General features: G+C 36.4%; 25 protein-coding genes and 1 tRNA gene. 22 read left to right on the top strand and 4 right to left on the bottom strand.

The features are described 5' to 3' along the window. Window positions 1–19: 19 nt before the first annotated feature. Window positions 20–793 carry a ribosomal eL19 family protein gene (locus GMD78_RS10615; RefSeq protein WP_196493779.1) on the bottom strand — a complete coding sequence of 258 codons (774 nt, stop codon included), beginning with the start codon at window positions 791–793 and terminating at the stop codon, window positions 20–22. Window positions 794–836: 43 nt separating this feature from the next. Here GMD78_RS10615 and GMD78_RS10610 point away from each other — a divergent pair, with 43 nt between their 5' ends. The 4 genes from GMD78_RS10610 (at window position 837) to GMD78_RS10595 (ending at window position 3689) form a co-directional block, all read left to right on the top strand. Beyond that, entirely contained in the window at window positions 837–1691 is an 855-nt protein-coding gene (locus GMD78_RS10610) for a GNAT family N-acetyltransferase (protein WP_246187629.1), read from the top strand. 4 nt (window positions 1692–1695) lie between these two features. After that, window positions 1696–2154 (top strand): NUDIX hydrolase, encoded by a 459-nt coding sequence (locus GMD78_RS10605; RefSeq protein WP_155668804.1) that lies wholly within the window; start codon window positions 1696–1698, stop codon window positions 2152–2154. Between the two features lie 55 nt (window positions 2155–2209). Continuing rightward, on the top strand, window positions 2210–2803 hold the full coding sequence (locus GMD78_RS10600) for a DUF4352 domain-containing protein (RefSeq protein WP_155668803.1): 594 nt from the start codon (window positions 2210–2212) through the stop codon (window positions 2801–2803). 211 nt (window positions 2804–3014) lie between these two features. Continuing rightward, window positions 3015–3689, top strand: a complete 675-nt coding sequence (locus tag GMD78_RS10595) for a RibD family protein (RefSeq protein WP_155668802.1) — start codon at window positions 3015–3017, stop codon at window positions 3687–3689. A 627-nt stretch (window positions 3690–4316) separates the two neighbouring features. Here the strand turns inward: GMD78_RS10595 and GMD78_RS10590 are convergent. Next, window positions 4317–5417: an SDR family oxidoreductase gene (locus GMD78_RS10590; protein ID WP_155668801.1), complete on the bottom strand. Its 1101-nt coding sequence runs from the start codon at window positions 5415–5417 to the stop codon at window positions 4317–4319. 109 nt (window positions 5418–5526) lie between these two features. Between GMD78_RS10590 and GMD78_RS10585 the strand changes: the two genes are divergently transcribed. The 10 genes from GMD78_RS10585 (at window position 5527) to GMD78_RS21960 (ending at window position 15077) form a co-directional block, all read left to right on the top strand. Then, complete coding sequence (locus GMD78_RS10585; protein ID WP_155668800.1) at window positions 5527–6816, top strand: M20 family metallo-hydrolase; 1290 nt, start codon at window positions 5527–5529, stop codon at window positions 6814–6816. A 15-nt stretch (window positions 6817–6831) separates the two neighbouring features. Further along, complete coding sequence (locus tag GMD78_RS21860) at window positions 6832–7935, top strand: histidine kinase (RefSeq protein ID WP_155668799.1); 1104 nt, start codon at window positions 6832–6834, stop codon at window positions 7933–7935. Continuing rightward, the gene (locus tag GMD78_RS10575) at window positions 7923–8558 is read left to right on the top strand and encodes a response regulator transcription factor (RefSeq protein ID WP_155668798.1); all 636 of its coding nucleotides are present in this window, start codon (window positions 7923–7925) and stop codon (window positions 8556–8558) included. Before GMD78_RS21860 ends, GMD78_RS10575 begins: the two co-directional genes overlap by 13 nt. Window positions 8559–8651: 93 nt before the next feature. After that, window positions 8652–9458 (top strand): cytochrome c oxidase assembly protein, encoded by an 807-nt coding sequence (locus GMD78_RS10570; RefSeq protein ID WP_155668797.1) that lies wholly within the window; start codon window positions 8652–8654, stop codon window positions 9456–9458. A 171-nt stretch (window positions 9459–9629) separates the two neighbouring features. After that, window positions 9630–10562: an ABC transporter ATP-binding protein gene (locus GMD78_RS10565; RefSeq protein WP_155668796.1), complete on the top strand. Its 933-nt coding sequence runs from the start codon at window positions 9630–9632 to the stop codon at window positions 10560–10562. A gap of 12 nt (window positions 10563–10574) precedes the next feature. Next, complete coding sequence (locus tag GMD78_RS10560; protein WP_155668795.1) at window positions 10575–11840, top strand: ABC transporter permease; 1266 nt, start codon at window positions 10575–10577, stop codon at window positions 11838–11840. After that, window positions 11837–12928, top strand: coding sequence for an ABC transporter permease (locus GMD78_RS10555; protein ID WP_155668794.1), 1092 nt, complete (start codon window positions 11837–11839; stop codon window positions 12926–12928). The genes GMD78_RS10560 and GMD78_RS10555 overlap by 4 nt, the downstream gene beginning before the upstream one ends. An 84-nt stretch (window positions 12929–13012) precedes the next feature. Beyond that, the gene (locus GMD78_RS10550; RefSeq protein ID WP_155668793.1) at window positions 13013–13513 is read left to right on the top strand and encodes a DinB family protein; all 501 of its coding nucleotides are present in this window, start codon (window positions 13013–13015) and stop codon (window positions 13511–13513) included. Between the two features lie 122 nt (window positions 13514–13635). Continuing rightward, on the top strand, window positions 13636–14592 hold the full coding sequence (locus GMD78_RS10545; protein WP_155668792.1) for an alpha/beta hydrolase: 957 nt from the start codon (window positions 13636–13638) through the stop codon (window positions 14590–14592). A gap of 62 nt (window positions 14593–14654) precedes the next feature. Then, complete coding sequence (locus GMD78_RS21960) at window positions 14655–15077, top strand: hypothetical protein (protein ID WP_155668791.1); 423 nt, start codon at window positions 14655–14657, stop codon at window positions 15075–15077. A gap of 67 nt (window positions 15078–15144) precedes the next feature. Here GMD78_RS21960 and GMD78_RS10535 read toward each other — a convergent pair whose 3' ends face one another. Beyond that, window positions 15145–17148, bottom strand: a complete 2004-nt coding sequence (locus GMD78_RS10535) for a S9 family peptidase (protein ID WP_155668790.1) — start codon at window positions 17146–17148, stop codon at window positions 15145–15147. 222 nt (window positions 17149–17370) lie between these two features. Continuing rightward, window positions 17371–18240 carry a D-amino-acid transaminase gene (dat, locus tag GMD78_RS10530; protein ID WP_155668789.1) on the bottom strand — a complete coding sequence of 290 codons (870 nt, stop codon included), beginning with the start codon at window positions 18238–18240 and terminating at the stop codon, window positions 17371–17373. Between the two features lie 201 nt (window positions 18241–18441). Here dat and GMD78_RS10525 point away from each other — a divergent pair, with 201 nt between their 5' ends. The 8 genes from GMD78_RS10525 to trmL all read left to right on the top strand — a co-directional run bounded on the left by GMD78_RS10525 (window position 18442) and on the right by trmL (window position 24787). Beyond that, entirely contained in the window at window positions 18442–19131 is a 690-nt protein-coding gene (locus tag GMD78_RS10525) for a Crp/Fnr family transcriptional regulator (protein ID WP_155668788.1), read from the top strand. 157 nt (window positions 19132–19288) lie between these two features. Beyond that, window positions 19289–19362 (top strand) — tRNA-Gly (locus tag GMD78_RS10520). Window positions 19363–19633: 271 nt separating this feature from the next. Then, window positions 19634–21337: an ABC-ATPase domain-containing protein gene (locus GMD78_RS10515; RefSeq protein WP_155668787.1), complete on the top strand. Its 1704-nt coding sequence runs from the start codon at window positions 19634–19636 to the stop codon at window positions 21335–21337. Window positions 21338–21351: 14 nt separating this feature from the next. Then, window positions 21352–22494, top strand: a complete 1143-nt coding sequence (queG, locus tag GMD78_RS10510; protein ID WP_155668786.1) for a tRNA epoxyqueuosine(34) reductase QueG — start codon at window positions 21352–21354, stop codon at window positions 22492–22494. Window positions 22495–22504: 10 nt separating this feature from the next. Then, on the top strand, window positions 22505–23023 hold the full coding sequence (locus GMD78_RS10505; protein WP_246187628.1) for a methylated-DNA--[protein]-cysteine S-methyltransferase: 519 nt from the start codon (window positions 22505–22507) through the stop codon (window positions 23021–23023). Between the two features lie 61 nt (window positions 23024–23084). Continuing rightward, window positions 23085–23381: a DUF5316 family protein gene (locus tag GMD78_RS10500; RefSeq protein ID WP_155668784.1), complete on the top strand. Its 297-nt coding sequence runs from the start codon at window positions 23085–23087 to the stop codon at window positions 23379–23381. Between the two features lie 43 nt (window positions 23382–23424). Beyond that, on the top strand, window positions 23425–24270 hold the full coding sequence (locus GMD78_RS10495; RefSeq protein ID WP_155668783.1) for an amidase domain-containing protein: 846 nt from the start codon (window positions 23425–23427) through the stop codon (window positions 24268–24270). A 43-nt stretch (window positions 24271–24313) separates the two neighbouring features. Continuing rightward, window positions 24314–24787 (top strand): tRNA (uridine(34)/cytosine(34)/5-carboxymethylaminomethyluridine(34)-2'-O)-methyltransferase TrmL, encoded by a 474-nt coding sequence (gene trmL / locus GMD78_RS10490; protein ID WP_343042247.1) that lies wholly within the window; start codon window positions 24314–24316, stop codon window positions 24785–24787. The last annotated feature ends 354 nt before the right edge of the window (window positions 24788–25141 follow it).

The raw sequence follows: 25141 nt of genomic DNA, 5'->3' as shown, positions 1-25141 counted from the left end.
CTGTCATTTAAGGCAATTGCTATAAAGCCTTGGCAAAAGCCGAGTTATCTAAGGAGAAAATGATTAAGTTAAGTAGGAGAAGAGCGGAAATGTGTCGAATGATAATGTAGAAGAGAGTCAGTAAAGTTATATCATCGGACAGAAGCGTGAGAATATCGGACACAAGAGCGGGAACATCGGACGCAAGAGCGGGAACATCGGACGCAAGAGCGGGAATATCGGACGCAAGAGCGGGAATATCGGACGCAAGAGCGGGAATATCGGACGCAAGAGCAGGAACATCGGACGCAAGAGCGGGAATATCGGACACAAGAGCAGGAATATCGGACACAAGAGCAGGAATATCGGACACAAGAGCGGGAACATCGGACACAAAAGCAGGAATATCGGACACAAGAGTGGGAACATCGGACACAAGAGCGGGAACATCGGACACAGGAGCGGAATCATCGGACACAAGAGCGGGAATATCGGACGCAAGAGCGGGAACATCGGACACAGGAGCGGAATCATCGGACACAAGAGCGGAATCATCGGACACAAGAGCGGGAACATCGGACACAAGAGTGGGAACATCGGACACAAGAGTGGGAACATCGGACACAAGAGCAGAAACATCGGACACATGAGCGAGAACATCGGACACAAGAGTGGGAACATCGGACACAAGAGTGGGAACATCGGACGCAAGAGCGGGAATATCGGACACAAGAGCGGGAATATCGGACGCAAGAGCGGGAATATCGGACGCAAGAGCGGGAATATCGGACACAAGAGTGGGAACATCGGACACAAGCTCTCCCACACCATCCAAATTCAAAGTAGGAGGGAAATTATTGAACCATTCACCTGTAAAGTATACCGATCGATTAAGGAGAGTACTTGACCTAGCAATAGAGGAGATGAATCGGAATAATCAAAAGTCTATAAGACTAGAGCATATATTGATTAGTTTTTTTGAAGAAAAAACAGGAGCTCTAGCTGAAATCAGCCTTAAAGTAGGCGTAGATTTAGAGAGCCTTCGAAGTATTCATTTTCCAAACGATGAAGAGACCACAATATACCATGAACAACTTCAAACAACTTTAACTGCTGGAGTACAAACTGTGTTGGAGCAAGCAGAGAAGTACATGCATCGTTATAATCAAATCATGATAAACGAGGGACATGTGTTGAAAGCATTATTAAATGATCCTATGATAAACAGTATTTTTACGGAACAACAGAAACAGTTGTTATTAAACCTTGGTACCACAGCGAGAGATATGATTACCCATTTAGCGGATTACAACTTACCGAGAGATGCCCATACTCAACAGATTAGAAAAGCGATGAAGTCTGATAGCGATCATTTACTTTCTTTTATTGAAAAGGAGTTCTCTAGTGAGTGGATGCGTACCATTGAATCTGGTATGCAGGATGAACATCCGTCTATTTTTATTGCTATTGATGATGCTGAGAAAATAATAGGATTTGCTGCTTACGATGTATATCAACATAAAAAATGTTATTTCGGACCGATGGGAGTTGCAAAACGAAATAGAGTGAAAGGAATTGGTTATTCCTTACTGCATCATTGTTTAAAAGATATGAAGGAAATAGGCTATGAATACGCAATAATTGGTGGGGCAGGGCCGATGGAGTTCTATGAAAAAGCTTGTGACGCAGTAGTTATTCCTAAAAAGTGGTGATGTGATGATACGAATAGCAGTTGGCGCGATTGTAACATGTGGAGATCAGTTTTTGCTTGTACATAAATCAAAAATTAATACGAAAAACGGTAAACAAGATATGGAGAGTGAATGGGATTTTGTTAAGGGGGGTGTAAAATTACGTGATGCTGATCTAGAGAGCGCACTTATTCGTGAATTGGAAGAGGAAACAGGGACAAAGAGCTACAAAATATTAAATCAATTTGATGAGAAGTTATGTTTTCATTTTCCTGAAAAAATTCGGGGGGAGATTGGTTATGATCGTCAAGAAACGACTATGTTTCATGTTAAGTATATAGGAGATAAAGACAAGTTGATTCCACATGATGATGAAATAAAAGATGTGCAATTTGTAGATAGGGAGACCGCATTCTGTTACTTAACACATAAGGATACGAAGAAGTATTTTAAGAAACAAGTTGAATTAGGTAGGATCGTATAGTTTCAAAGCTTTTGGAAATAAATAGATGTGATAAAACTTATTTGGAGGGAACAAATTGAACAAAATAAGTAGTATTACATTATATTTATTGATTGCTTTTATACTAGTGTTATCAGGCTGTGGTGGAGACGATGCAGACAACGGTAACGATAAGGAAAGCCAAGATCAGGGCACCGAAGAAAACGGTGATGATAATGAAGAAGATGCTGCTGAAGATGAAAAAAATGGTGATAAACAAGAGGATAAAGATACAGAAGAACTGAGTGTGGGTGACTCTGCTGACTTAGAAGGTTTAAAGGTCACACTTAATGAAGTACGTGTAGAGCCAGGCGGAGAATTCGATGAACCGGAAAATGACCAATTTGTGGTGGTTAATTTAACTGCTGAAAATAATTCAGATGAAGAAATAGTGGTTAGTTCTATTATGAACGTTGAGTTATATGACGAAGAGGGGTATAGCTATACAACTACTATATTAACAGAAGGAATACAGGGACAGTTTGACGGAACGGTAGCACCTGATAAAAAATTGCGTGGAGAAATACCATTTGATGTTCCAGAGTCAGGGGAGTACGAGCTTCATTTTAGTGATCCGTTTGACTCCGGAAGAGCAGTATGGATTATTACATCAGAGGATCTTGGTAAATAAAAATAGTGGAAGGAGGGTTTCCGACAATGGTTACCTCCTTTTTTTATTCAGAAAAAGGGCAATATATTTCATGAGACAACACCCTATTTTTATATTTCATTAACGGAAGATCATGTGATCGTTCTACAAATAATTAAAAATTTCAAACATTTAATGACATAATTTTTGAAATTATTGTATAATTATAGTGAGCTATAAGAGAGGTGATTTTTTGAAGAGACCAGAGGTAATCTTGAACATTTTTTCTTCTGTTGATGGAAAGATTACAACAGCACCTAATCGGAATGTAGCGGAGTGGACGGTGGCAGGTATTGATGGGAATGCACATGATCAGGTGTATCGTTTGTATGATGAACTAAATTGTGATGGACTTATTTCCGGTAGTGAAACATTAATGGTATACGGAGAGCACTGGGTGGAACTAGAGGCCCCCATATATGAGCCGCAAAAATCGAAGGGGTATATTGTATTTGACGGCCGTGGGCGAGTCAATTGGTATCAAACTGATGGGCTTTTAGTTGTAACACGGGAAGATGTATCTCAGGAATATATCAATCAATTAAAGGAAAAAGGGATCCAATATATTCAAGCTGGTAAGGGAGAACATATAAATTTGTCTCTTGCGCTAGAGAAGATATATGAATTAGGCTTTAGAAAGCTAGGATTAAGTGGTGGTGGGGCTATAAATGGAGCGTTTTTAAGACATGGATTAATTGATGAAATCAGCTTAGTTCTTTCTCCAATAGCTGTAGGTGGAAGAACTACACCTTCTATTTTTGATTGTGATGAATTGAAGGAATTAGAAAATATAACCAAGCTAGAATTACAAACCATGAACAAAATTGGAAATGGTTCGGTTTGGTTACACTATAAAGTTAGTAAATAATAGAACTAATAGGACAAGCTATTAAATAATTTAGAGGAAAGATTGAGACGTGGAAGCAAGTATTAAATTCTATGTAGTATTTACCTGCTTCCATGGATCGAAATAAAAGATTAAAAATTTTGACAAAAATATATTGTAGTTAGCTTGGTTTATTTTGTATAATAGTTTTTGGGAGTGTTTAGCGACCATTCAAAAAAAATTACAGTATTATTTTCACATGGAGCTGAATACAATAAAAATCGAGTCGTAAGCGGCAACTTACGACTCTGACAGTTCATGTAAGATGCGGCGACTTCATTTAGGGAGCGAAAAAAGGTAATTATCCTGGGTTTTCCATACCGACAGGCTGATTACTTTTTTTCTTTGCTGTTTACAACCAACAACATGAGCGTTGAAAACATCAGCATCAATTCAATCGCTTTATCAATTGGTATCACAGACTTCAACCCCTTTCATAAGGGATTTAAAGTCGCCGATACTGCTCCTCTTGCTTTTAAGTCTTATTCACCCTACAATTCCTGTCCCCACCATTATACTATATTTTCAAAGTTTTAATATGAAATTAATTAGAAATGGTACAATATTCACTGTAATCTGTATGTTATGACAAATTTACTAGATGTTTTTTCAATTGATTTTAATTTGTCTTGAGTTATCGTGTTTATACTTTCGATAAAATTGAATCATTGGCTGTATGGTAGCTTTGAAATCAGGGCATGTAATACCAGAACCTTCTAAGTCAGTTACTGCTTGAGAGCAGTCATATGAGGAATGGACTGTAAAATAATCCAATGCTTCAGGTTCTATCTGTAACCATTTTCGTATTGAACTGCTTGCTAATGTTGCTTTAGCTACTGGAATAGGAATTTTTCCTTTTGGTGTTTTTCCTAAATAGTGCTCTGACAACATTCTTTGTAGTTCCCACATTTTATATGGCTTTGGATCTGTTAAATGATAGGTTTTCCCTTCTCCATTTGGATGAATAGATAAGTAACTTGTTGCTTGTAAGACATAATCTGATGGAACGAAATTTCCTTCTGCAGTTCCCTCTCCGAAATAAGGAATAATAGGAAATAACCTCAACTTGTCGAAAATATTCAACATAAAATAAAGGCCGTCAAATTTAATGGTTTCTCCAGTTTTGGAGTGTCCTTTTACAACACCTGGCCGAATGATGGTAGTGGGAACCTTATTTTTTATTTGTTGAACTAAGATCTCGGCATCATACTTCGTTTGTTCATAGTGATTTCGAAATAATTGCCCTTTAGATAATTCATGTTCAAAAATACGCCCCTCACGTTTGCCAGATACATAGGCTGTGCTGAAATAAATATAACGTTTTAATTCAGATAATGTGATAACCCAGTCATTTATATTTTTAGTACCGTTTACATTTACAGTAAAAGCAATATTTTTTGGTACAGCTAAGTCATATATTGCAGCAAGATGAAATACATGGGTTACAGATTGTTGTAGCACACGGTTAACCTTATCATCTAAATGAAGCTGTTTCTTTGTAATATCTCCAGTAATAAGTGTGAATTGTTTGTTGTTTAATGCGCACTTAGAAGAAATACGACTTAATTCTTCTAACGCCTGTTCTTTTAGGGTAGGCAGAACAAGTAAATAGATCTGGTCAATATGTTGCTGATGATCTTGGATGAGTTGTTGAAGCAAATTAGATGCTAGAAAGCCAGGATAACCAGTAATAAAATAAGTATCCTTCATATATGCACTACTCCTAATTTAGTGTTTAAACCTAGTATACTAGTACTCCAACCAAAAGTATGTAATTTTTGCAATATTTTTGGTAGGCTTAGATAAAGAGGTGAAAACAATGAGTACATTTAATTTAGAGAAAAAATTAATGGATCTTTACGATGGAAATAAAGATTATGAAGGAGTTTCAGGAAGTAGGTTAGCACATCGCTTAGGAGAAATTTCTAAAATTGGACTTACTACAGATTACGGCTCCAATCGTCCTGGATTTTCATATGAAGAAAAACAAGCAAAAGAGCTTGTGATGAAATGGATGCGAGAAGCTGGGTTAGAGGTTCGTATGGATGGTGCGGGCAATGTGATTGGTCGCCTAGAAGGGAAAAAGGATTTGCCTGCAATCTTAAGTGGATCCCACGTGGATAGTGTTCCAAATGGTGGACATTTTGATGGTCCACTTGGTGTTTTATCTGCCTTAGAAGTTGTTGAAGCATGGAAAGAGACTGGATACCAACCAGAGAAACCCTTTGAAGTAGTTATTTTTACGGATGAAGAAGGTGCTCGATTTAATGGAGGCTTTGGTGGTAGTGAAGCAATGCTGGGAACTGCCGATATAGATGAAAAACAAAAACAGGTTGATACAAACGGTTTAACTTTTGCAGAAGTGTTAGAGGAAATCGGTTTAACGGTAGATGGCTACGCAGCTTCCAATCGAAATCTGGATAACATAGAAATGTTTGTGGAAGTACATATTGAACAAGGAAAACGTCTGGAAAAAGAAAATCTTCCTTGTGGAATTGTTACTGGTATCGCAGGTCCTTGTTGGTTAGAATTTACCTTTATTGGAGAAGCAGGTCATGCAGGTAATACCCCAATGAACGATCGTAAAGATGCATTAGTGGCTGCTAGTGAATTTATTCAAGCGGTTCATAAACTACCTAGTCAGTTTAGTGATTCAGCTGTGGCAACGGTTGGGAAAATTCAGGTAGAACCAAATGGGGTCAATGTAATTCCTGGTGCTGTAACGTTATTTGTTGATATTCGTGATATTTATAAGAATACAAGAGATGCTCTTATTGAAGCCGTTATAGATACAGGAAAATCCGTTGGAAAGAAACATCATGTAGCGGTTACATCGAAAGAAAATATGCGTGTGAATCCTGTTCCTATCGAAGAAGAAACACAAAAGTTGTTAGAAAGATCTTTCAAGGAAAAAGGAATTAGACCATATAAATTGCCAAGTGGTGCTGGTCATGATGCAATGGTTGTTGGAGAAAAGCTACCAATTGCGATGCTTTTTGTCCAAAGTAAGGATGGGATCAGTCACAACCCTGCTGAATGGTCTGAACTTAAGGATTGTGTCGAGACAGTACATGTATTAAAGCAGTTTGTGGAGAGTCTACAAGTGTAAGGGTGGCCTATTATCGTGAAGATTTTTTTGCTTCGTTTTAGCTTATTTGTCCTATTGTGGGCTTATATGATTTGGCAATACAGCCCACAACTTTCTTTAAGTATATTCATTTTTTCAATAGCAGTCACTCTGTTTTTCTTCTTATCCTTAGAACGGATGCTGCTATTTCTTTACATAGGTCTATCATTAGTCACGATGATACATAGTATACTATTAATGGATGAGACTTTTATTACGTTTTTAATCATCCTATTTGTTACAGCTATTTCAGCATTTCAGTTGAGGGGTAGCCAAGAGCTGTACTATCTCATAGTTAATTTCATCATAATTGGTGGCTTGGCTCTGTATCACAGAAGTAATTTTATAGAGGTTATCCTTATGCTCGCGCTTTTTTACTTCTTTATCATTTCGTTGAATCGATTAACGAATGAACGGCAAGAGCAAATCGAAATCTACGATCAACTTTTAAGCGAATATCGAAAGTTTAAACGGATGAATTTGGTTGCTGAAGAGGATACCAGGCTACAGGAACGTAATCGGATTGCACGCGATATTCATGACTCTGTTGGACATAGATTAACAGCTTTGATTATGCAGCTAGAGATATTAGCCATACAGGAAAAGAAAGATTCTTATCGAGAGTTAAAGCGAATGGCTAATGAAAGCCTAGAGGAAACTAGGCATGCAGTAAAGGCATTACAGTCGGATGAGAATGAGGGTATTGCTACGGTAATACATTTAATTCGTAGATTAGAAGCAGAAAGCCATATTAGGGTTCAATTTACAACGCAGCAAGGCGTGTTATCTGTTAAACTTTCTAACGATCAGAGTGTAGTTTTATATCGAGTAATTCAAGAAGCACTGACAAATGCTATGCGTCATGCTCAATCAAGAGAAATACACATCATTCTAGGTAAATCTGCAATAGGAGATATTTCCTTTGATATAACAAATTCTATATATGAGGTAAGAAATTTTACCGATGGTTTTGGACTTACCAGCATGAAAAAACGAGTGGAAGAGATAGGTGGGAAAGTTGAGGTTTATCAAACAAACAGCCAGTTTATTGTAAAGGGAAGCTTTCCAATTGATCAGGGGGAGTATGTATGTGGAGGGTAATAATCGTTGAAGACCAAGCGATTGTGAGGCAAGGTTTAAAAGTAATTTTAGAACAGGATCCAAATATTACGGTTACACATCAAGCGGAAAATGGTGAAGAAGCAATTAGGATAGTGGAAAAGCATATGATAGATCTTGTTATGATGGATATTAGAATGCCTGTAATGAATGGCATAGAAACTACGAAAATCATTAAAACAAAATGGCCACACATAAAAATATTAATGTTAACAACATTTAATGATGACGAATATGCGTTACAAGCGTTAAAAGAAGGTGCAAATGGTTTTATGCTAAAAACTGCTGAATCTGTAAAGCTCATCGAAGCGGTTTACAGTTGTATGCAGGGTGGAATGACCATTCATGATGAAGTAGCTGCAAAAGTAATGCCTCGTTTATTGAATGCAAAAATAAATACAAGCTTGGATATTGATCTTTCAACACGTGAGTTAGCTGTAACGAAGCTCGTAGGGGAAGGGAGAACGAATAAAGAGATAGCAGAAGAATTATATTTGTCAGTTGGTACGGTAAAAAATCATATTACCCATATATTGCAAAAAGCAGGTCTACGTGATCGAACACAATTAGCTATTTATGCTGTAAAACATGATATAACGGATTGAAGTGTTCAACATATTGTTACATATTCGCCACACAGTAAAATCTGAATCCTTTATACTTAGTTATGAGGAACGATTTACAAGAAGGTGAATGTAATGCTCGATATCATTTTAGAAGAATTTCACTTTTCGTCATTATGGAATGGTGGAATTTTCTTATTGCTAAGTTTTGCAGCTATTATTTATTTGTTTTTATTGCCACATGACCAACGTCATACGATTTGGAAGTCGTTATTGTATTTAGCAGGGCTTATCATACTATTTATAGGTATTGGCAGTCCTATTAATATTATCGGAAGAATAGAATTTAGTACACATATCATTCAAATTATTTTATTATTATATGTGGCACCACCCCTTCTACTACTAGGTTTCAAACAAAAACCATTGGAAAAGCTCTTATCACTTTCCTTCTTTCACCATATAGTAAAGATTCTTAGTCATCCGATCTTAACAATAGGTTTATTTTATCTATTGTTATATGGGTATCATCTACCTGCAGTATTTGACCATGCAAGAATAGAACTCTATGCTAATTATTTTTATATGCTGGGTTTATTTATTTCGGCAATATTATTATGGATCCCATTACTTTCTCAGAATATCTTAACGGTTACCCAAAAGACCCTATACTCTGTCTTAAATATTATGTTGATCGTTCCATTTAGCTTGGCTCTATGGTTAATTAATGAAAGTTTATATACCGTATATACAGATATGACTACTTTTGTAGCATCTATGGAGCTATGTTTACCGCCTGGTGAGACATTATCTCCCGAATACTTTGCAATGCTTCTACCTTTTTATCCTATTGGTGAGCAAAAGCAAGGTGGTATGATGTTATTAATATCTCAACTCATCATTTTTGTTAGTGTAATTCTTATAAGTAGAGTAAAAAGATAACCTTCTATTTCGGTAGAAGGTTATTTTTTGTCCATTACTTGTAAAACAAATAGAAAACTGCCTTTTTTAAGAAAGTGACTTAAGTCATGTTTTAAATAGAAATGTTGTGACTGTGGTTAGTATTGGTAAATGATCAATTATTGTAATTTAAGTATATAGGGAGGAATACGGATGATTGAATTAGTTGAACTAACAAAGAAATTTAAACAAATACACGCTGTGAAAAATGTAAGCATGTTCATTGAAAAAGGTGAAATCGTCGGCTTACTAGGACCGAATGGAGCAGGAAAATCAACGGCAATTTCAATGTTATCTTCATTAATGGAGCCTACAGGCGGGGATGTACGTTACTTAAATAAAAGTATGTTGAAAAACCCTGCTCCTTTACGCAAGGTTACTGGCATGGTACCACAAGAGATAGCATTGTATACGGAACTAACCGCTGAAGAAAACTTGCGATTTTTTGGAAGGTTATACAGGCTGAGAGGAACAGAGCTAAATAAGAAAATAGACGAGGTTTTAGAACAAATAGGATTGACAGATAGACGGAAGGAAGTGGTTAATAAATTTTCAGGTGGAATGAAAAGAAGGTTGAATATTGGAGTTGCGATGTTGCATGATCCAGAACTACTAATTATGGATGAACCGACTGTTGGAATTGATCCACAATCAAGAAATTATATTTTAGAAACGGTAAAGAGGCTGAATTCAGAGAAACAAATGACAGTATTGTATACAAGTCATTATATGGAAGAAGTAGAATATCTCTGTGACCGAATTTATATCTTGGATAAAGGAAATTTAATTGCCTCTGGAACACAGGAACAAATAAAAAGCATTCTTTCCACAGAAAAAACTATTTTAGTTCAGGCAAATCGACTAACTGATGAATTTGTGAATGCGATTAAGACTAACCCTACAGTAAACCGCATAATTGTAGGTGAAATGGAAATCACCATCATAGTTCCAAAAGAAGTAAATATATTTTCTTGGCTAATTAAACTAGCTGAAGAATCAGGACTTGAATTGAGTTCTGTAAATATTAAAACGCCTACGCTTGAAGATGTATTTCTTCACTTAACTGGTAGAGCGTTAAGGGACTGAGGTGGGTGTAGTATGACCTGGAATATTATAAAAAAACAAGGATTACAGCTACTTCGGAATCCTCAGCAATTACTGTTGTTAATTGGGTTACCCATTATCTTAATTACCATATTAGGAACAGCACTAAGCAGCTGGATGAATGGTGAAAATCCAGATATCCGTGCCAAGGTTGCTTTTGTTGAACATTCAAATGAAAAAGAACAAGTGGAGCAATTTATAGACGGACTAAAAGAGACGATGCCATCAGGAGAGCTAGAATCTATAAGTGGAAATGTAGAGAATTTGATGGTTATTGATACGTTGAAAAACGACATTTTTGGTAATGAAGAGATTCAAGAATTTGTTGAACTTGATATAACTAATCCTTCGATGCTTAACCAACTTAAAGAAGACAATACCTTTACCGCAATAATTGAAGTACCTGAAAACTTCACGTATAACATGCTAGAAAAAATAATATTGGATAAAAATGTAGAGCCGTCCCTCTCCGTTTTATATAATGATACCCATCAAATAGGGGGTAGTATTGTAGAGAGTATTGTTACCCAGTTTCAAGAACAGTTTACCTTAAGTGTATTTGTAAACAAAAATGAACTCGACCAATCCGTTCTTCAAATGGATGAAGATGGAATAATTGGTGAAGTTACTACCATTAATCAGAAAAATTCAATTACATCTAAAGATTACTACAGTATAGGAATGGCGGTGATGAATGTATTGTTTATTGCTGCAACCATTGGTTCGATGGCGTTATATGAGAAAAAGAATTTAGTATTTGATCGAGTAATCTTAGCAGGTGTATCAAGATGGGTTTACTTTATAGGTGTATTTCTATCTGGAGCGTTATTTGGATTTATGCAATTAATGATTATTTATCTTTTTGCTTGGATTGCATTTGGTGTAACGTGGCCAAACTTATTAGCATTTTTAGTTGTAACAGTATTTTTTTCTATAGCAGTTGGAGGAGTAACAGTACTACTTACTGCTTTAAGCTATCGTATTAATTCTGAAATGATTACCAATTTTTTCTCCAGTATTATTGTTACGATTATGGCGTTTTTAGGAGGAAGCTTCTATCCAATTGGTGATTCATTGGTGGTTATTCGGACAATGGGTAATTTCACGCCAAATGGTGCTGGGATGTCAGCGTATTTGTCGATTTTAAGAGGAGACGGATTATCCGAGATTTCTGAGCATATTCTGTTTTTACTCATCTTTGCTATCACTACTATAATCGTTGCAGCATTTAGCTTTCCGAAGAGGGGGGCAGTAAAATGATTGGAATTTTATTAGCAAAATTTAAGCTGTTTTTACGAAGTCCGGGAACATTTGTGATTTTTACTGCTATGTCAATTGGATTTGCCTTTCTTTTAAGTGGTGCAGGAGGAATGACTTCTTTTCAAGTTCCAGCCTATGCCACAGAGGAAAAGATACGGGATAGTTATATTGGGGAACAGTTGGAGGAAGTAAATGCGTTATCACTACAGTGGATGTCTGAAGCGGAAATGGTGGAACAGATTGCCAATGGTAAGGCTGAAGTTGGGGTGGTTTTAGGTGAAGATAGCTTTAAAGTTATCGTTGGAGTAGATTCACCTAATGTAACGATGATTGAACAATCTATTCGTGATATTTACAAGAAAAAACATCAACTGGAACAATTAGTTGGGCAGTTACAAGATACGGAGATGGACATTCAACAGGTAATGCGTTCCCCGATTTTTTCTATACAAACAGGGAGTTTTAGAAGTTCAGATGCTGTTGTTTATGATAGCTCCTATCAAGCTTTATTTGGATTCACCTTATTTTTTGTCATTTACACGATTGCATATAATGTTTTGCCGATTTTGATCGAGAAGAAAGAAGGAGTATGGGATCGAGTTATTTTATCTCCAGTACGAAAATGGGAGATGTACGTGGCGAATTTAATATATAGTTTTATTACGGGATATTTGCAAATACTCATTATCTTTTTTGTTTTTCGATATTTGGTTGGAGTTGATTTTAATGGTAATTTCTTTATTACGTTAGGGCTTTTGATTCCTTATGTGTTTGCAATTGTATCCTTATCCGTAGTAATTACTGCTATTGTAAAAAACGTTCAACAATTTAATGCAGTAATTCCTATTGTTGCAGTGAGCATGGCAATGATCGGTGGGGCATATTGGCCATTAGAGATTGTCGAGTCAAAAGTGATATTAACCTTATCCAAAGTAAATCCATTAACCTATGGTATGGAGGTTTTAAATGGATTCGCAATATATGGATATTCTGTGGAGGAACTGTTATTTCCAATTAGCATTTTAGTTATGATGGGAGTTCTCTTGATGGGACTAGGGATTCACTTGATGGAAAGAAGACATGTTTAAACTTAAAAGTACAGCTATAAGGGATAGCTGTACTTTTATTATTTTCTAAAAATTGTTATAATAATTAAAAACTAGGGGGAGAACATGGAAGTAAATAAGAAAGCTCGAAATGAGTTGTGGAATGAGATTAATGGAATAGCCGAAGAAAACTTGAGCAAGAATACTTCTAATGATCGATGGTCTATTAAACAAATATTAGAGCATTTGTTTTTAGTTGAAACTGCATTTACTAGGATGATAGGGAAACAATTGAAAAGTGGGGAACTTGTTTATGCGGATGACCAACCTATTGAGTTAACCCTTAATCGTAGCTATAAGGTCCAGGCTCCTGAAACTTTACTACCGAGTGAAGAGGATAATAGTTTAGAAGAATTGAAGGAGAAGTTAACTTCATCTCATGAGGCATTATTGAAACTAGTTAAGAGAGCAGAACAAATAGATCTCGATGGAAAATCTATCCCCCATCCAGCGTTTGGGAAATTAAGCTTGCGACAGACCATCGAATTTATTGGTTATCATGAACTACGGCATATTGATCAGATTAGGGAAGTGAAAGAAGAGCTAGGATTGTTGGAAAAGAACTAGGTGATCGATCGACTAAATGTTAAATTGTGTAATCTGTTTGTAATACTTACCAGTAGAAAAGTCCCCTATATGGTCCGAATTTTTTGTATAATAGAATTATAGTTTTCGGAGGGGGCAGCATGATGAAACGTAAAAAGGTTCTTAAAATAGTTATTACGATTATTACAGTTTTATTAATTATAGATATCATTGCAGGCTTTTATTTTTATAATCTAGCAATTAGCCGTGGTCAAAAAGATTTTTTACAAGGAAATCAAGATTTAGAAGTATCTGCTGAGGCAATGACTGCGTTTACCGAGGGGGGATGGCGCAAGTGGGTAAGAGAACAGGATTTTGAGGAATTAGAAATGAATTCCTTTGATGATCTAACCTTAAAAGGATATCTCCTTGAAGCAAAAGAGCCCACGAATAAATTAGTAATTATGGCACATGGTTACCTTGGGAGCGGCTCACAAATGGGGTTGTATGGTCAGTATTATTATGAGGAATTAGGTTATAGCTTTTTCACAGCTGATGCAAGAGGACATGGTAATAGTGAAGGAGATTACTATGGCTTTGGTTGGCATGACCGATTAGATTATGTGAAATGGATTGATCTTCTAATTGAAAAACTAGGGGAAGATACGGAGATTGTTTTGCATGGTCTTTCAATGGGAGCAGCAACGGTTCTAATGACCAGTGGGGAAGAGTTACCTGATAATGTAAAGGTTGTTATTGCAGATAGTCCTTTTACTAGTGTACAAGATTTATTTTCATATCAAATAACAAGAATGTTTAAGCTGCCGTCATTTCCTGTATTAGATACTACAAGTCTAGTATCTAAAGCAAAGGCTGGATATTCATTCACTGAAGCATCAACATTAGAACAAGTAAAAAAAGCAGAACGACCAATTCTGTATATCCATGGGAACGCCGATACGTTTGTACCAACTGAAATGACTCATGAATTATATGAAAATACGAAAAGTGAAGCAGAAATGGTTACTTTCGACAACGCTAACCATGGAGAAGCATTTGTAATTCATGAAGAAAAGTATATCAAAGTATTGAATGAGTTTTTAAATAAGTATATGGACTAATAGGAAAGAGTTCTCTGCTAGAGATGGTGGAGAGCTTTTTTTTTTGACATTAGATATGTAATATGGAAACATCGGACACGGGAGCGAGAATATCGGACACAGGAGAGGGATCATCGGACACAAGAGCTGAAACATCGGACGCAGGAGCGAGGACATCGGACAGATGTGGTAGAACATCGGACACAGGAGCGAGAACATCGGACACAGGAGCGAGAATATCGGACACAGGAGCGAGAATATCGGACACAAGAGCGAGGACATCGGACAGATGTGGTAGAACATCGGACACAAGAGCGGAAACATCGGACACACGAGCGAGAACATCGGACACAAGAGCGGAAACATCGGACGCAAGAGCGAGGACATCGGACACAAGAGTGGAAACATCGGACACAGGAGCGAGAACATCGGACGCAGGAGCGAGAACATCGGACACAGGAGCGAGAACATCGGACACAGGAGCAAAGAATATCGGACACTTCTAAAACAACCACACCACCCCCAAAAAAAGCTGACGCACCAAAAAGTGCGTCAGCCCCTTAGCTATAAATCTTACAAATACTTTTCAAACCATCTGCAGATGTGGTTTAATCGTTCAATTCTCATTTCTGGTTTACCACTTCTACTTAATTCGTGGCTTGCGCCTGGGAAGCGAACGAATTCTACTTCCTTGCGGAGATGCTTTAAGGCTACAAATAATTGCTCACCCTGTTCAATTGGACAGCGGTAATCTTGTTCCCCGTGTAAAATTAGTAAAGGTGTTTCTACCTTCTCTGCATATTTTAATGGGGAGAATTCCCAAAGTTTTGTTGTATCATCAAGTAAGTTATGACCAAGCTCCCATTTTGTAAAGAAGTAACCAATATCACTTACCCCATAGAAGCTTAACCAGTTACTGATTGAACGCTGGGTAACAGCTGCTTTGAAGCGGTTTGTATGACCAACAATCCAGTTTGTCATAAAGCCACCATAGCTTCCACCAGTTACACCAAGTCGGTCTTCATCAATAAAGCTATAGTTTTCTAGTGCATAATCGACCGCACTCATCAAGTCAGTATAGTCATTTCCACCGTAATCAGCTCGGCAGGCATCAACAAATTCCTGCCCATAACCGTGGCTTCCGCGTGGATTCGTATATAGTACAACATAACCTTTTGCAGCTAATAATTGCATCTCATGGAAGAAGGTTTGTCCATACATTGCATGTGGACCACCATGAATTTCGAGTACAAATGGGTATTTTTTCCCTTCTTCAAATCCATATGGACGTAATAACCAACCTTGAATATCCCATCCATCATTAGCTTGATATGTTATCGTTTCTGGCTCACTTAATTCAACTTCTTCTAGAAATTTGGTATTGGCGTTTGTTAATCGAGATAAATTCGACTCATGATCTAATAAGTAATAGTTACAAGGATTAGTTGGTGTACTCACACCAATAACAAAGGATTCTGTATTTTCGTCATAAGTGAAACCAAATACATGATTATCATTCTTATAAAGAACCTTCAATTCTCCTTGTAAATTGACTTGGTACAGACCAGTTGCTCCATGGTCAGTACCGATAAAAAATAGTTTATCCTCGTTCTTTGACCATACTGGACCAGTTGTCGATGAACCTAGTCGAGTATCTCCAATCATTAAATCACCAAGTTGAAAATCCCACTCTCCACTAAGACAAGTTCGTTCTCTAGATTCTACATCTAAAATATATAATTCGTTTAATGTAGCTCCAGCATGTGTTTGTTCGTGACCAAAGAAAGCAATCTTATCTCCACTTGGAGAATAACTAGCACTATGATAGGAACCATTACCATTTGTTAGTTTCGTAACTTCTTTCGTTGTAACATTTACTGTATAGAGGTCATTGGTAAGTTCATATTCTGCATCCTCATTTAAGTTTCCGGCAAATAATACATTTGTTCCATCTGGAGAAATATCCTGATATCCATGGTGAGAATCCTCAGTAGTTAGTTGGGTAAATGTTTCACCTTCTACATCATATAAAATAATTTGACTCTTTTTATCATCATGAAAGCCTTTTGCATCAGATTTATATCTTAAACTTGTTACTATTAACGGTTGCTTGTTTTTTTCTTCTCGTTCCTTTTTACGTTCTTCTTTTGATTGTTCTTTTTGGGATTTTACATCATCATCACTATCTAGTGATGCAGTGAAGATAATGGTTCGTCCATTCTTAGACCACTCTGGATTTATAGCACCATTTTTAAACGTGGTTATTTGTTTTGCCTCGCCACCATCTGTATGTAATAGCCATAGTTGAGGTACACCACTTCTATTTGATTGGAAAACTACTTTTTTACCATCAGGAGAAAAGCGAGGATTACTATTTTTGTCATCTCCATATGTCCATTGTTTTAACTTATTAGTAGATAATTCTTGTACAAAAATTTGAGATGCATAATCATTATTATCCGTTACAGTAGTAGAAACAAATGCATATCCGCTTCCATCTGGTGTGAATTGTGGATCACTGTAAACCGCTAATTTTTTGAAATCGTTAGCTGTGATTGGTCGTTTTGAATTGGCCATGAAATAACCTCCAGTATATGTATGAAATTTTCTAATCTTTGTTTCAGTCTAAACTATTTCGAGTAACGAATCAATTAGATTGATATATTTTTTGGAGTTGGTCTATGCTGTTTTCTGTATGAAATAATCAATCCAGAGAGATCTTAATTAGATTATAACTTAATTTTCTGAAAAACACTAAGATAAAAGAGCCAACCCATAAAGAGTCGGCCAATCTAAAGATTAAACAGTTATTTTATTCTCTGTAATATTTGCATCTTTTTCATATGCATCTTGAAGTTTTCTAGTAATTATTTGTGGTTTTCCATTACTTACTTGTTTTCCGTTCACGTTAATGATTGGCATGATTTCCGATGTGCTACTTGATAAAAATAATTCATCTGCCTCAGCAATGTCATCCAATGTAAATGCTTCCTCGATAAATGGAATATTTAGGTCTTCCGCAAATTGTTCAACACGAAGACGTACACAACCATGCAAGATATTTCTAGTAGCTGGATGCGTATAAATTTTCCCGTCTTTAACGAGATAAACATTGGAAGAACTGCATTCAGTGACAAGTCCATCCTTGTGTAGGATTGCTTCAAAGCATCCTTTTTCACTTGCTTCTTGTTTGGCAAGTACATTCGGTAGTAGGTTCAAACTTTTAATATAGCAATTTTCCCATCGAACATCTCGCTGTGTAATAACATGAACACCATTTTCTAGCTTTGAGAGGTTACGAGGTAATTCCTGGGCGTATGCGTATATATTTGGTGAGACATCTTGAGGGAAGATATGATCACGTGGTGCAGATCCCCTAGAAACCTGTAGGTATACCTTAGCATCTCCATCAATATTATTTCGTTTTAATAATTCTAAAAGCTGGTCTGTAATCTCTTCCTTTGAGGATGAGAGTTGTATTTTAATTGCTTCAGCAGAACGAAACAAACGATCCACATGTTCTTTTAGTAAATAGTACTGTCCATTGTAGATTCGAATTACTTCATATACGCCATCCCCAAACTGAAGTGCTCGTTCTTCGATTGGGTACTTAACACCATCTCGATGAGTAAACTTCGTTTGAGAAAGGATGATTGGAAAAACAGACAATTATTTCGCCCCCTTCGTAGTTACGAATATTTTATAACGTATACGTATCATTGTAAATCAATATTTAGCATTAAACATTACATTACTTTCTATATGCTATTCTTTCATTTTTTTAATGTTATTTTTAAAAGAGTGATGGATATCACAAAGAATGGAGGTGATGTGGTTGTATAATGATGATGTACGAAGGAGGGAAATTAAATGATTCCTTTATTACATAGATTAGAGCCACATGAATGTGAATTAATTATAAATAGTTCTCAGCAAGTAGATGTTAAAAAAGGTGATAATGTCTATTCAGAGGGTGACCCTGCAAATAAACTGTATTTTATTAAAAAGGGAAAAATAAAAAACATAAAGCGAATAGGGAAAGGGAAAGAATTAATTCTGTTTACTCGCAAGGAACAAGATTGTTTTGGAGAAATTGGTCTTTTTAGCGGATTAACGTATACGAATACTGCGGTAGCTATGGAGAAAAGTAGTCTATATGTCCTTGAAAAAGAATGGGTTGAAAAATTAGTAACAGATAATGGAAGGATGGGCTTAAAGTTTACTAGATGGGTTGCTGAATCCTTAGAAGCTAGCAATGCTAAAATTCGAGACTATATTGCTTTTGGTTCAGAAGGAGCAATTGCAGCTGTGTTCATTCGTTATTCAAATATGTATGGAATAGTTACAAAAGAAGGAATTCGTATTACTGAACCAATTATGTTACGTGATGTCAGCAAACATATCGGGATTTCAAGAGAAACAGTTAGCCGTGTTGTGAATATGTGGAAATCTCAAGGTGTTCTTTCCAGTGAGAATAAATATTTCCTTATCAATGATCTTTCATATTTTCAAAGGTTGCTGTCTTGTGAAACGTGTTCCATTGAGAATTGTACATTATAGGGATTATGTTAGGGCTGAAATGTACTATTTTAGCCCTGTTAATTTTTTTGTAGAAAAATGTAATATTTTCTATTGCAAAGAGTAAGATAAGTTGTTATAATTAATTTTACATTCGAAATAGGTTATATAATTATTATAAATAAATATTACTTTAAATGCGGGTGTAGTTTAGTGGTAAAACCTCAGCCTTCCAAGCTGATGTCGAGGGTTCAATTCCCTTCACCCGCTCCATACATATGTCATAACGCAGTGTTTCGTAACATAACTTACGAGGTGTTGCGTTTTTTCCTTTTTAAGCGGATAGGAAAGCATAAACTTTCCTATCCTGCAAAAGTGTAACTATGCAATCACCATAAGTGCTAGGTGAATGCCAAGTTTTCTAATGTCTGTTGTTCCACATGATCATTCCTCTTTTACATAACCTATTCATCACATCACTTGAACATTTACTTATCCATACGTATTCTTAACATAACTATTACTTTAATATGAGGGATTTATGATGAAAAACATAATTCAACAATTAAAACAATTAGATGGAAAGGGATATAAGGCTTACAAAAGTGTGCAAGGTCACTACGTTTATCCCAATTTTGATTTATATATAGATTATGTACAGGGTGATCCGTTTGCATCTCCATCCAAAATTCGTGTAGTTGTTTCTAACTCGAAGAAATTAATCCATTCCGAATGGTTTACAGAAGTGTATCGAAGAATCGCTGTAGAAGATGCATTTGCAAGAGTGATCGGAAAAGCTGTTGATCAGAATAATACTTTTATTAAAGGTTCAGGAAAGAGCGGTGCAATATTTTTCGATAAACCAGGTCAAGAAATTTTAGAACGTACTGCTGTCTCCATTGATCCATCTAGTATTACAATCTGTTTGTCTATTGGCCTTCCTGCAAACGGGCGAAGAATAAATGGGCGTGAAGCAGAGAAACTTTTTACAAAAGTTATCCCTGGGATAGTTAATAACTCTGTTTTTAAAATCAAGGATGATACGCTCACACAAGCTATTCAGCTTGTTGACCAACAGGCTAAAATTCGTACGGAAATGTATAAAAATAACTGGATTGCATTTATTGCTAATGGATCTATATTACCTAGGGAAAGTGGGATCAGCAATCGTCCTTTAAAACAAGCTATTCCTTTTCAAAGTCCTATTGAAAATGAAGTTAGCATTGCCATTCCACATCAATCAGAACCAATCAAGGGAATGGCTATCAAAAAAGGGATAACCTTAGTTGTTGGTGGAGGTTATCATGGGAAGAGTACATTTCTAGAAGCGATAGAGAGAGGTGTGTACTCCCATACTTTTGGTGATGGGCGTGAGTTTGTGTTGACTGATCCAAATGCCATGAAGATTCGTGCAGAAGATGGACGTCAAATAACCGGGGTAAATATTTCGCCATTTATTAAAAATTTACCACATGGACAAAACACCAATGAATTTTCTACGGAAAATGCAAGTGGAAGTACTTCACAAGCTACTAATGTAATGGAAGCATTAGAGGTTGGTGCTTCTACCCTACTTATTGATGAAGATACGAGTGCAACTAATTTTATGATTCGCGATGAACGAATGCAACAGTTAGTTCGTAAAGATAAAGAACCAATTACCCCGTTTATTGATAAAGTTAAGCAAATGCGAAATCAGTTAGGTATATCAACGATACTTGTTATGGGTGGATCTGGAGATTATTTTGATGTTGCAGATACAGTAATTATGATGGACGAATACGTGCCACATGATGTTACGAGTCAAGCAAAGGAAATTATGAATCAACTTCCAATTAAACGAGAAACACCATCTGAAGCTGAATTTTGGACTGTATCTAATCGGCAGTTTCATCAAAGTTCGTTACAAACTAGAAAAGGAAAACGATCCAAAACACAGGCAAAAGGATTATATAAAATAGTAATGGGGCAAACAGAGATTAGCTTTGAAAACACAGAACAATTGATTGACGCATCCCAAACAAGAATGATTGCCGAAATCATTCAACATTTGGATCGTACCAATGGGCTTAAACAAAGAACCCTATCTAAGTTATTGGATGATATTGAAATGCAAATGGAGCAAAAAGGACTAGCATCGTTCACCATATTTGGAAATCAGCATCCGGGTGATCTGGCTCGGCCACGTCGATTCGAGATTGCTGCAGTATTGAACCGCATGCGAACAGCAAGTATTACGCAACAATAAGGAGGGGATCCCCCTTGAATACAGAACAATTAAAACAAGAAATAATTAAATACAGTAAAGAAATAGGGATTGATAAAATCGGGTTTACGACAGCTGATGTCTTTGGGGAATTGAAAGAACGACTTAGGAGACAACAAGAGCTTAAATATCAATCAGGCTTTGAAAAAGGAACGATTGAAGAACGAACAGAACCAAGACGTTTATTACCAGAAGCACAGTCAATTATTTCTATTGCTATTGCATACCCTTCTCGAATGAAGGATGCCCCCAAAAGTACCAAGGAAGAACGAAGAGGTATTTTTGCTCGTGCATCTTGGGGAATTGACTATCATCATGTATTACGAGATCGGTTAGAGAAATTAGAAGCTTTTATAAAAGAAAAGGTTTCTGATGCTAATACGAAGGTAATGGTTGATACGGGGGAACTTTCTGATCGTGCTGTTGCAGAAAGAGCTGGAATTGGTTTTAGTGGTAAAAACACATCCATTATTACTCCAGAGTTTGGCTCGTTCGTTTATTTAGGAGAGATGATAACCAATATCCCATTTACTCCTGATTCACCAGTTGAGGATAGCTGTGGTGACTGTACCAAGTGCATGGATGCATGTCCAACTGGTGCGCTAGTTGAAGGCGGCCAATTAAATGCACAACGTTGTATTGCATTTTTAACACAAACGAAGGACTTTTTACCAGATGAGTTCCGTTCTAAAATTGGGAACCGTGTATATGGCTGTGATACCTGTCAGATCGTTTGTCCCAAAAATAAAAAAGTTGATTTTCATATTCATCCCGAGTTTGAACCAGAACCTGAGATTACCAAACCGAAACTTAAACCAATGTTACGAATCTCTAATCGGGAGTTCAAAGAAACTTTTGGCCATATAGCTGGTTCTTGGCGAGGAAAGAAACCGTTACAACGTAATGCGATCATTGGATTAGGACATTACAAGGATACTACGGCGGTAGAAGAACTGATTGCTGTCATGAATAATGATCCACGTCCAGTAATTCGTGGAACTGCTGCTTGGTCATTAGGGAAAATTGGAACAGATGAAGCGTATGCTGCAATCCGTGAAGCAATGGAAAAAGAAAACGATGAACAAGTATTGTTTGAAATGAACAAAGGCCTAGAGTTTCAAACAGTAACAAATGGATAGAGGGATAATCATGCAAACCATTCTGTACTATGGAGAACTAGATACACCAATCGGTACGATAGTCATTATTAGTAATGGGGAAAATATCGTGCGGATCGATTATGGATCAATGACTGCATTGGAAGATAAATTAATGGGTTGGGCGAACAAGTTTATTGGGGAAGTTACATTCGTTTATATGCCTAAAAAAGTCAATCATGTCGTAGAACAATTGAATGGCTATTTTAGTGATGATCATCAGAATTTTTCTATTAACTTTAAATTCTATGGAACTCCTTTTCAATTAAAAGTATGGCAGGCTTTATATGATACGATCCCATTTGGAGAAACAAAATCATATAAAGATATTGCGCAAACAATCGGCAATGTAAAAGCAGTTCGAGCAGTTGGTGGAGCGGTAAACAAAAATCCGTTATCGATTATCGTTCCATGCCATCGGGTTATTGGAGCAAATGGAAAACTTGTTGGATATAATGGAGGTCTAGATAAGAAAGAATACTTGTTATCACATGAATCCATTAACTTATGAAACATTTAATCAATCCTTTTCGTATAGATTAGTAGCTAGCTTATAGAAAGGATTGTTATTTGTGAAAAAATCATTTTTCATTGGTTTGTCGCTGGCTACTGTTATATTGATAATAGGATTTTTTACTAATAACATTGAACTATATCGTTCAATTATTTTAGGGATTGGAATTGTATTTGTGTTAATTAGTGGGCTTATAGGTGGAATATTTACAACATCAGGACATCAGCAAGCTAATTATTCCGAACCAGAAGAGGATCGGAGGAAGAGAAGGAATTTCTTCCTAATTACTTCAACATTTGCAATACCTAACTTAGTAATTGGATTTTTACTTTATCTGTATCAAATACAACTTTGACAAGCTTCCCCTCCATATACATATAGTGGAGGGGATTTTTATGATGGATAAATTAAAATCGCTTTGGCTGGATTACTTAGAATCGGATCGCAATGATAGTAGTTGGTGGAATCGAAAGAAAGAATTATGTGAAAAACGAGGAGTTGATATTGTCCGGATAAGTGGGAATGGTCGAATTTATCAACGTATGAATCTAAGAAATGGAGAAACGGTAAACTATTTATTACATTTAACATTTTTAATGAAGCAAGAAGAACATTTTTATATGGAAGAAAATGTGAAGGCTTATCAATTTAGACTTGTTGATGGTCAACTATTAGATCATCAAGAGATATCCACGCCATACGATGATGTGGAGAAAGGAAAAGTCGACCCAGAATCAATTAGAAATGGGCATATAGAACGTTTTTCATATGATCGAATGGCGGCAGTACAATATGCGGAGCGCTGGTGGAATAGCTATAATCCTGAATACAGAAAATTTGATGTAGATTGTACCAACTATGTATCACAATGTTTAAGAGCAGGGGGAGCACCGATGCGTGGTGCACCGAATAGAAATCAGGGGTGGTGGTACCAAAATAATAACTGGAGCTATAGCTGGTCTGTCGCCCATTCGTTGCGTTGGTACCTAAGTGGTTCTACTCAAGGGTTAAAGGGGACAGAAGTTGCATCTGCTAGTGAACTTTCTCCAGGTGACATTATTTGTTATGATTTTGAAGGCGATGGTAGATGGGATCATAACACAATTGTTGTATCTAAAGACAATCATCGGATGCCATTAGTGAATGCACATACAGATAATAGTCGCCATCGCTACTGGTCTTATGAGGATTCTACTGCTTATACACCAAACATAAAATACAAGTTTTTCCGAATTGGTGAGTAGTGTTATAATATAAAAGTTAACATAATAGCAAGGAGAATGAGCAGTGAGTTTACACGTAGTACTATATCAACCAGAAATACCTGCAAATACAGGAAATATAGCTAGAACTTGTTTGGCAACGGATGTTACACTTCATTTAATTCATCCATTAGGATTTTCGACCGATGATAAAATGGTACGTCGTGCTGGCCTGGACTATTGGAAAAATGTAGATATCCAAGAGTATAATTCGATTGAGGAGTTGTATGATCGTTATCCGAATGGATCATTTTATTATATTGAAAACTTTGGAACAAAGCATTATACAGATTTTGATTTTAGCAATACTGAAGAGGATATATTATTTGTCTTCGGGCGAGAGACAGATGGGATACCGAAGAGTTTGTTAGTTGGTAAAGAAGATCAGTGCTTACGGATCCATATGAATGATAAAGTCCGTTCGTTAAATTTATCGAACACAGCAGCGATCATCATTTATGAGGCATTAAGGCAACAAGGATTTCCACATATGACATAAAGAAAATCCGTCATGAATAAACATGACGGATTTTGGTTGTTCATTATTGATTATTCTTTGGTACTCCTGGTTTTGCTTCATACCCAGAAGTAAACATAGAAGTAATGAATACGACAATTACACCAAGGATCAATGCTAATTTCATTTTATGCCCTCCTCAAAAGTACAGATTCCATATGTAAAATAATTATTACAATATATTCTGCCCTTATTATACCGAATAATGTCTATAATGTGAACTAGAAGAAATGGAAATTTAGTGAACAACTTTAGCATTTTACTTTATACATTCTTTTGAATATTTAATCACTTTTCGTCAAGATTAGTCAAAAAAACATACATATTTTAAAGAAA

It is taken from the genome of Ornithinibacillus caprae (genome assembly GCF_009728145.1).
GTDB lineage: Bacteria > Bacillota > Bacilli > Bacillales > Amphibacillaceae > Ornithinibacillus > Ornithinibacillus caprae.
The sequence above is the reverse complement of the archived record's forward strand: the minus strand, read 5'-3'. Positions and strand labels throughout refer to the sequence as shown.

What these genes read in the sequence shown, in the direction of transcription:
- GMD78_RS10555 (WP_155668794.1), top strand. Translation starts at nt 11,837, where the DNA reads ATGATTGGAATTTTATTAGCAAAATTTAAGCTGTTTTTACGAAGTCCG.
- GMD78_RS10545 (WP_155668792.1), top strand. Translation starts at nt 13,636, where the DNA reads ATGAAACGTAAAAAGGTTCTTAAAATAGTTATTACGATTATTACAGTT.
- GMD78_RS10515 (WP_155668787.1), top strand. Translation starts at nt 19,634, where the DNA reads ATGAAAAACATAATTCAACAATTAAAACAATTAGATGGAAAGGGATAT.
- GMD78_RS10590 (WP_155668801.1), bottom strand. Translation starts at nt 5,417, where the DNA reads ATGAAGGATACTTATTTTATTACTGGTTATCCTGGCTTTCTAGCATCT.
- GMD78_RS10560 (WP_155668795.1), top strand. Translation starts at nt 10,575, where the DNA reads ATGACCTGGAATATTATAAAAAAACAAGGATTACAGCTACTTCGGAAT.
- GMD78_RS10505 (WP_246187628.1), top strand. Translation starts at nt 22,505, where the DNA reads ATGCAAACCATTCTGTACTATGGAGAACTAGATACACCAATCGGTACG.
- GMD78_RS10565 (WP_155668796.1), top strand. Translation starts at nt 9,630, where the DNA reads ATGATTGAATTAGTTGAACTAACAAAGAAATTTAAACAAATACACGCT.
- GMD78_RS10605 (WP_155668804.1), top strand. Translation starts at nt 1,696, where the DNA reads ATGATACGAATAGCAGTTGGCGCGATTGTAACATGTGGAGATCAGTTT.
- GMD78_RS10585 (WP_155668800.1), top strand. Translation starts at nt 5,527, where the DNA reads ATGAGTACATTTAATTTAGAGAAAAAATTAATGGATCTTTACGATGGA.
- GMD78_RS10570 (WP_155668797.1), top strand. Translation starts at nt 8,652, where the DNA reads ATGCTCGATATCATTTTAGAAGAATTTCACTTTTCGTCATTATGGAAT.
- GMD78_RS10525 (WP_155668788.1), top strand. Translation starts at nt 18,442, where the DNA reads ATGATTCCTTTATTACATAGATTAGAGCCACATGAATGTGAATTAATT.
- GMD78_RS21960 (WP_155668791.1), top strand. Translation starts at nt 14,655, where the DNA reads ATGGAAACATCGGACACGGGAGCGAGAATATCGGACACAGGAGAGGGA.
- GMD78_RS10495 (WP_155668783.1), top strand. Translation starts at nt 23,425, where the DNA reads ATGGATAAATTAAAATCGCTTTGGCTGGATTACTTAGAATCGGATCGC.
- GMD78_RS10550 (WP_155668793.1), top strand. Translation starts at nt 13,013, where the DNA reads ATGGAAGTAAATAAGAAAGCTCGAAATGAGTTGTGGAATGAGATTAAT.
- GMD78_RS10535 (WP_155668790.1), bottom strand. Translation starts at nt 17,148, where the DNA reads ATGGCCAATTCAAAACGACCAATCACAGCTAACGATTTCAAAAAATTA.
- GMD78_RS10575 (WP_155668798.1), top strand. Translation starts at nt 7,923, where the DNA reads ATGTGGAGGGTAATAATCGTTGAAGACCAAGCGATTGTGAGGCAAGGT.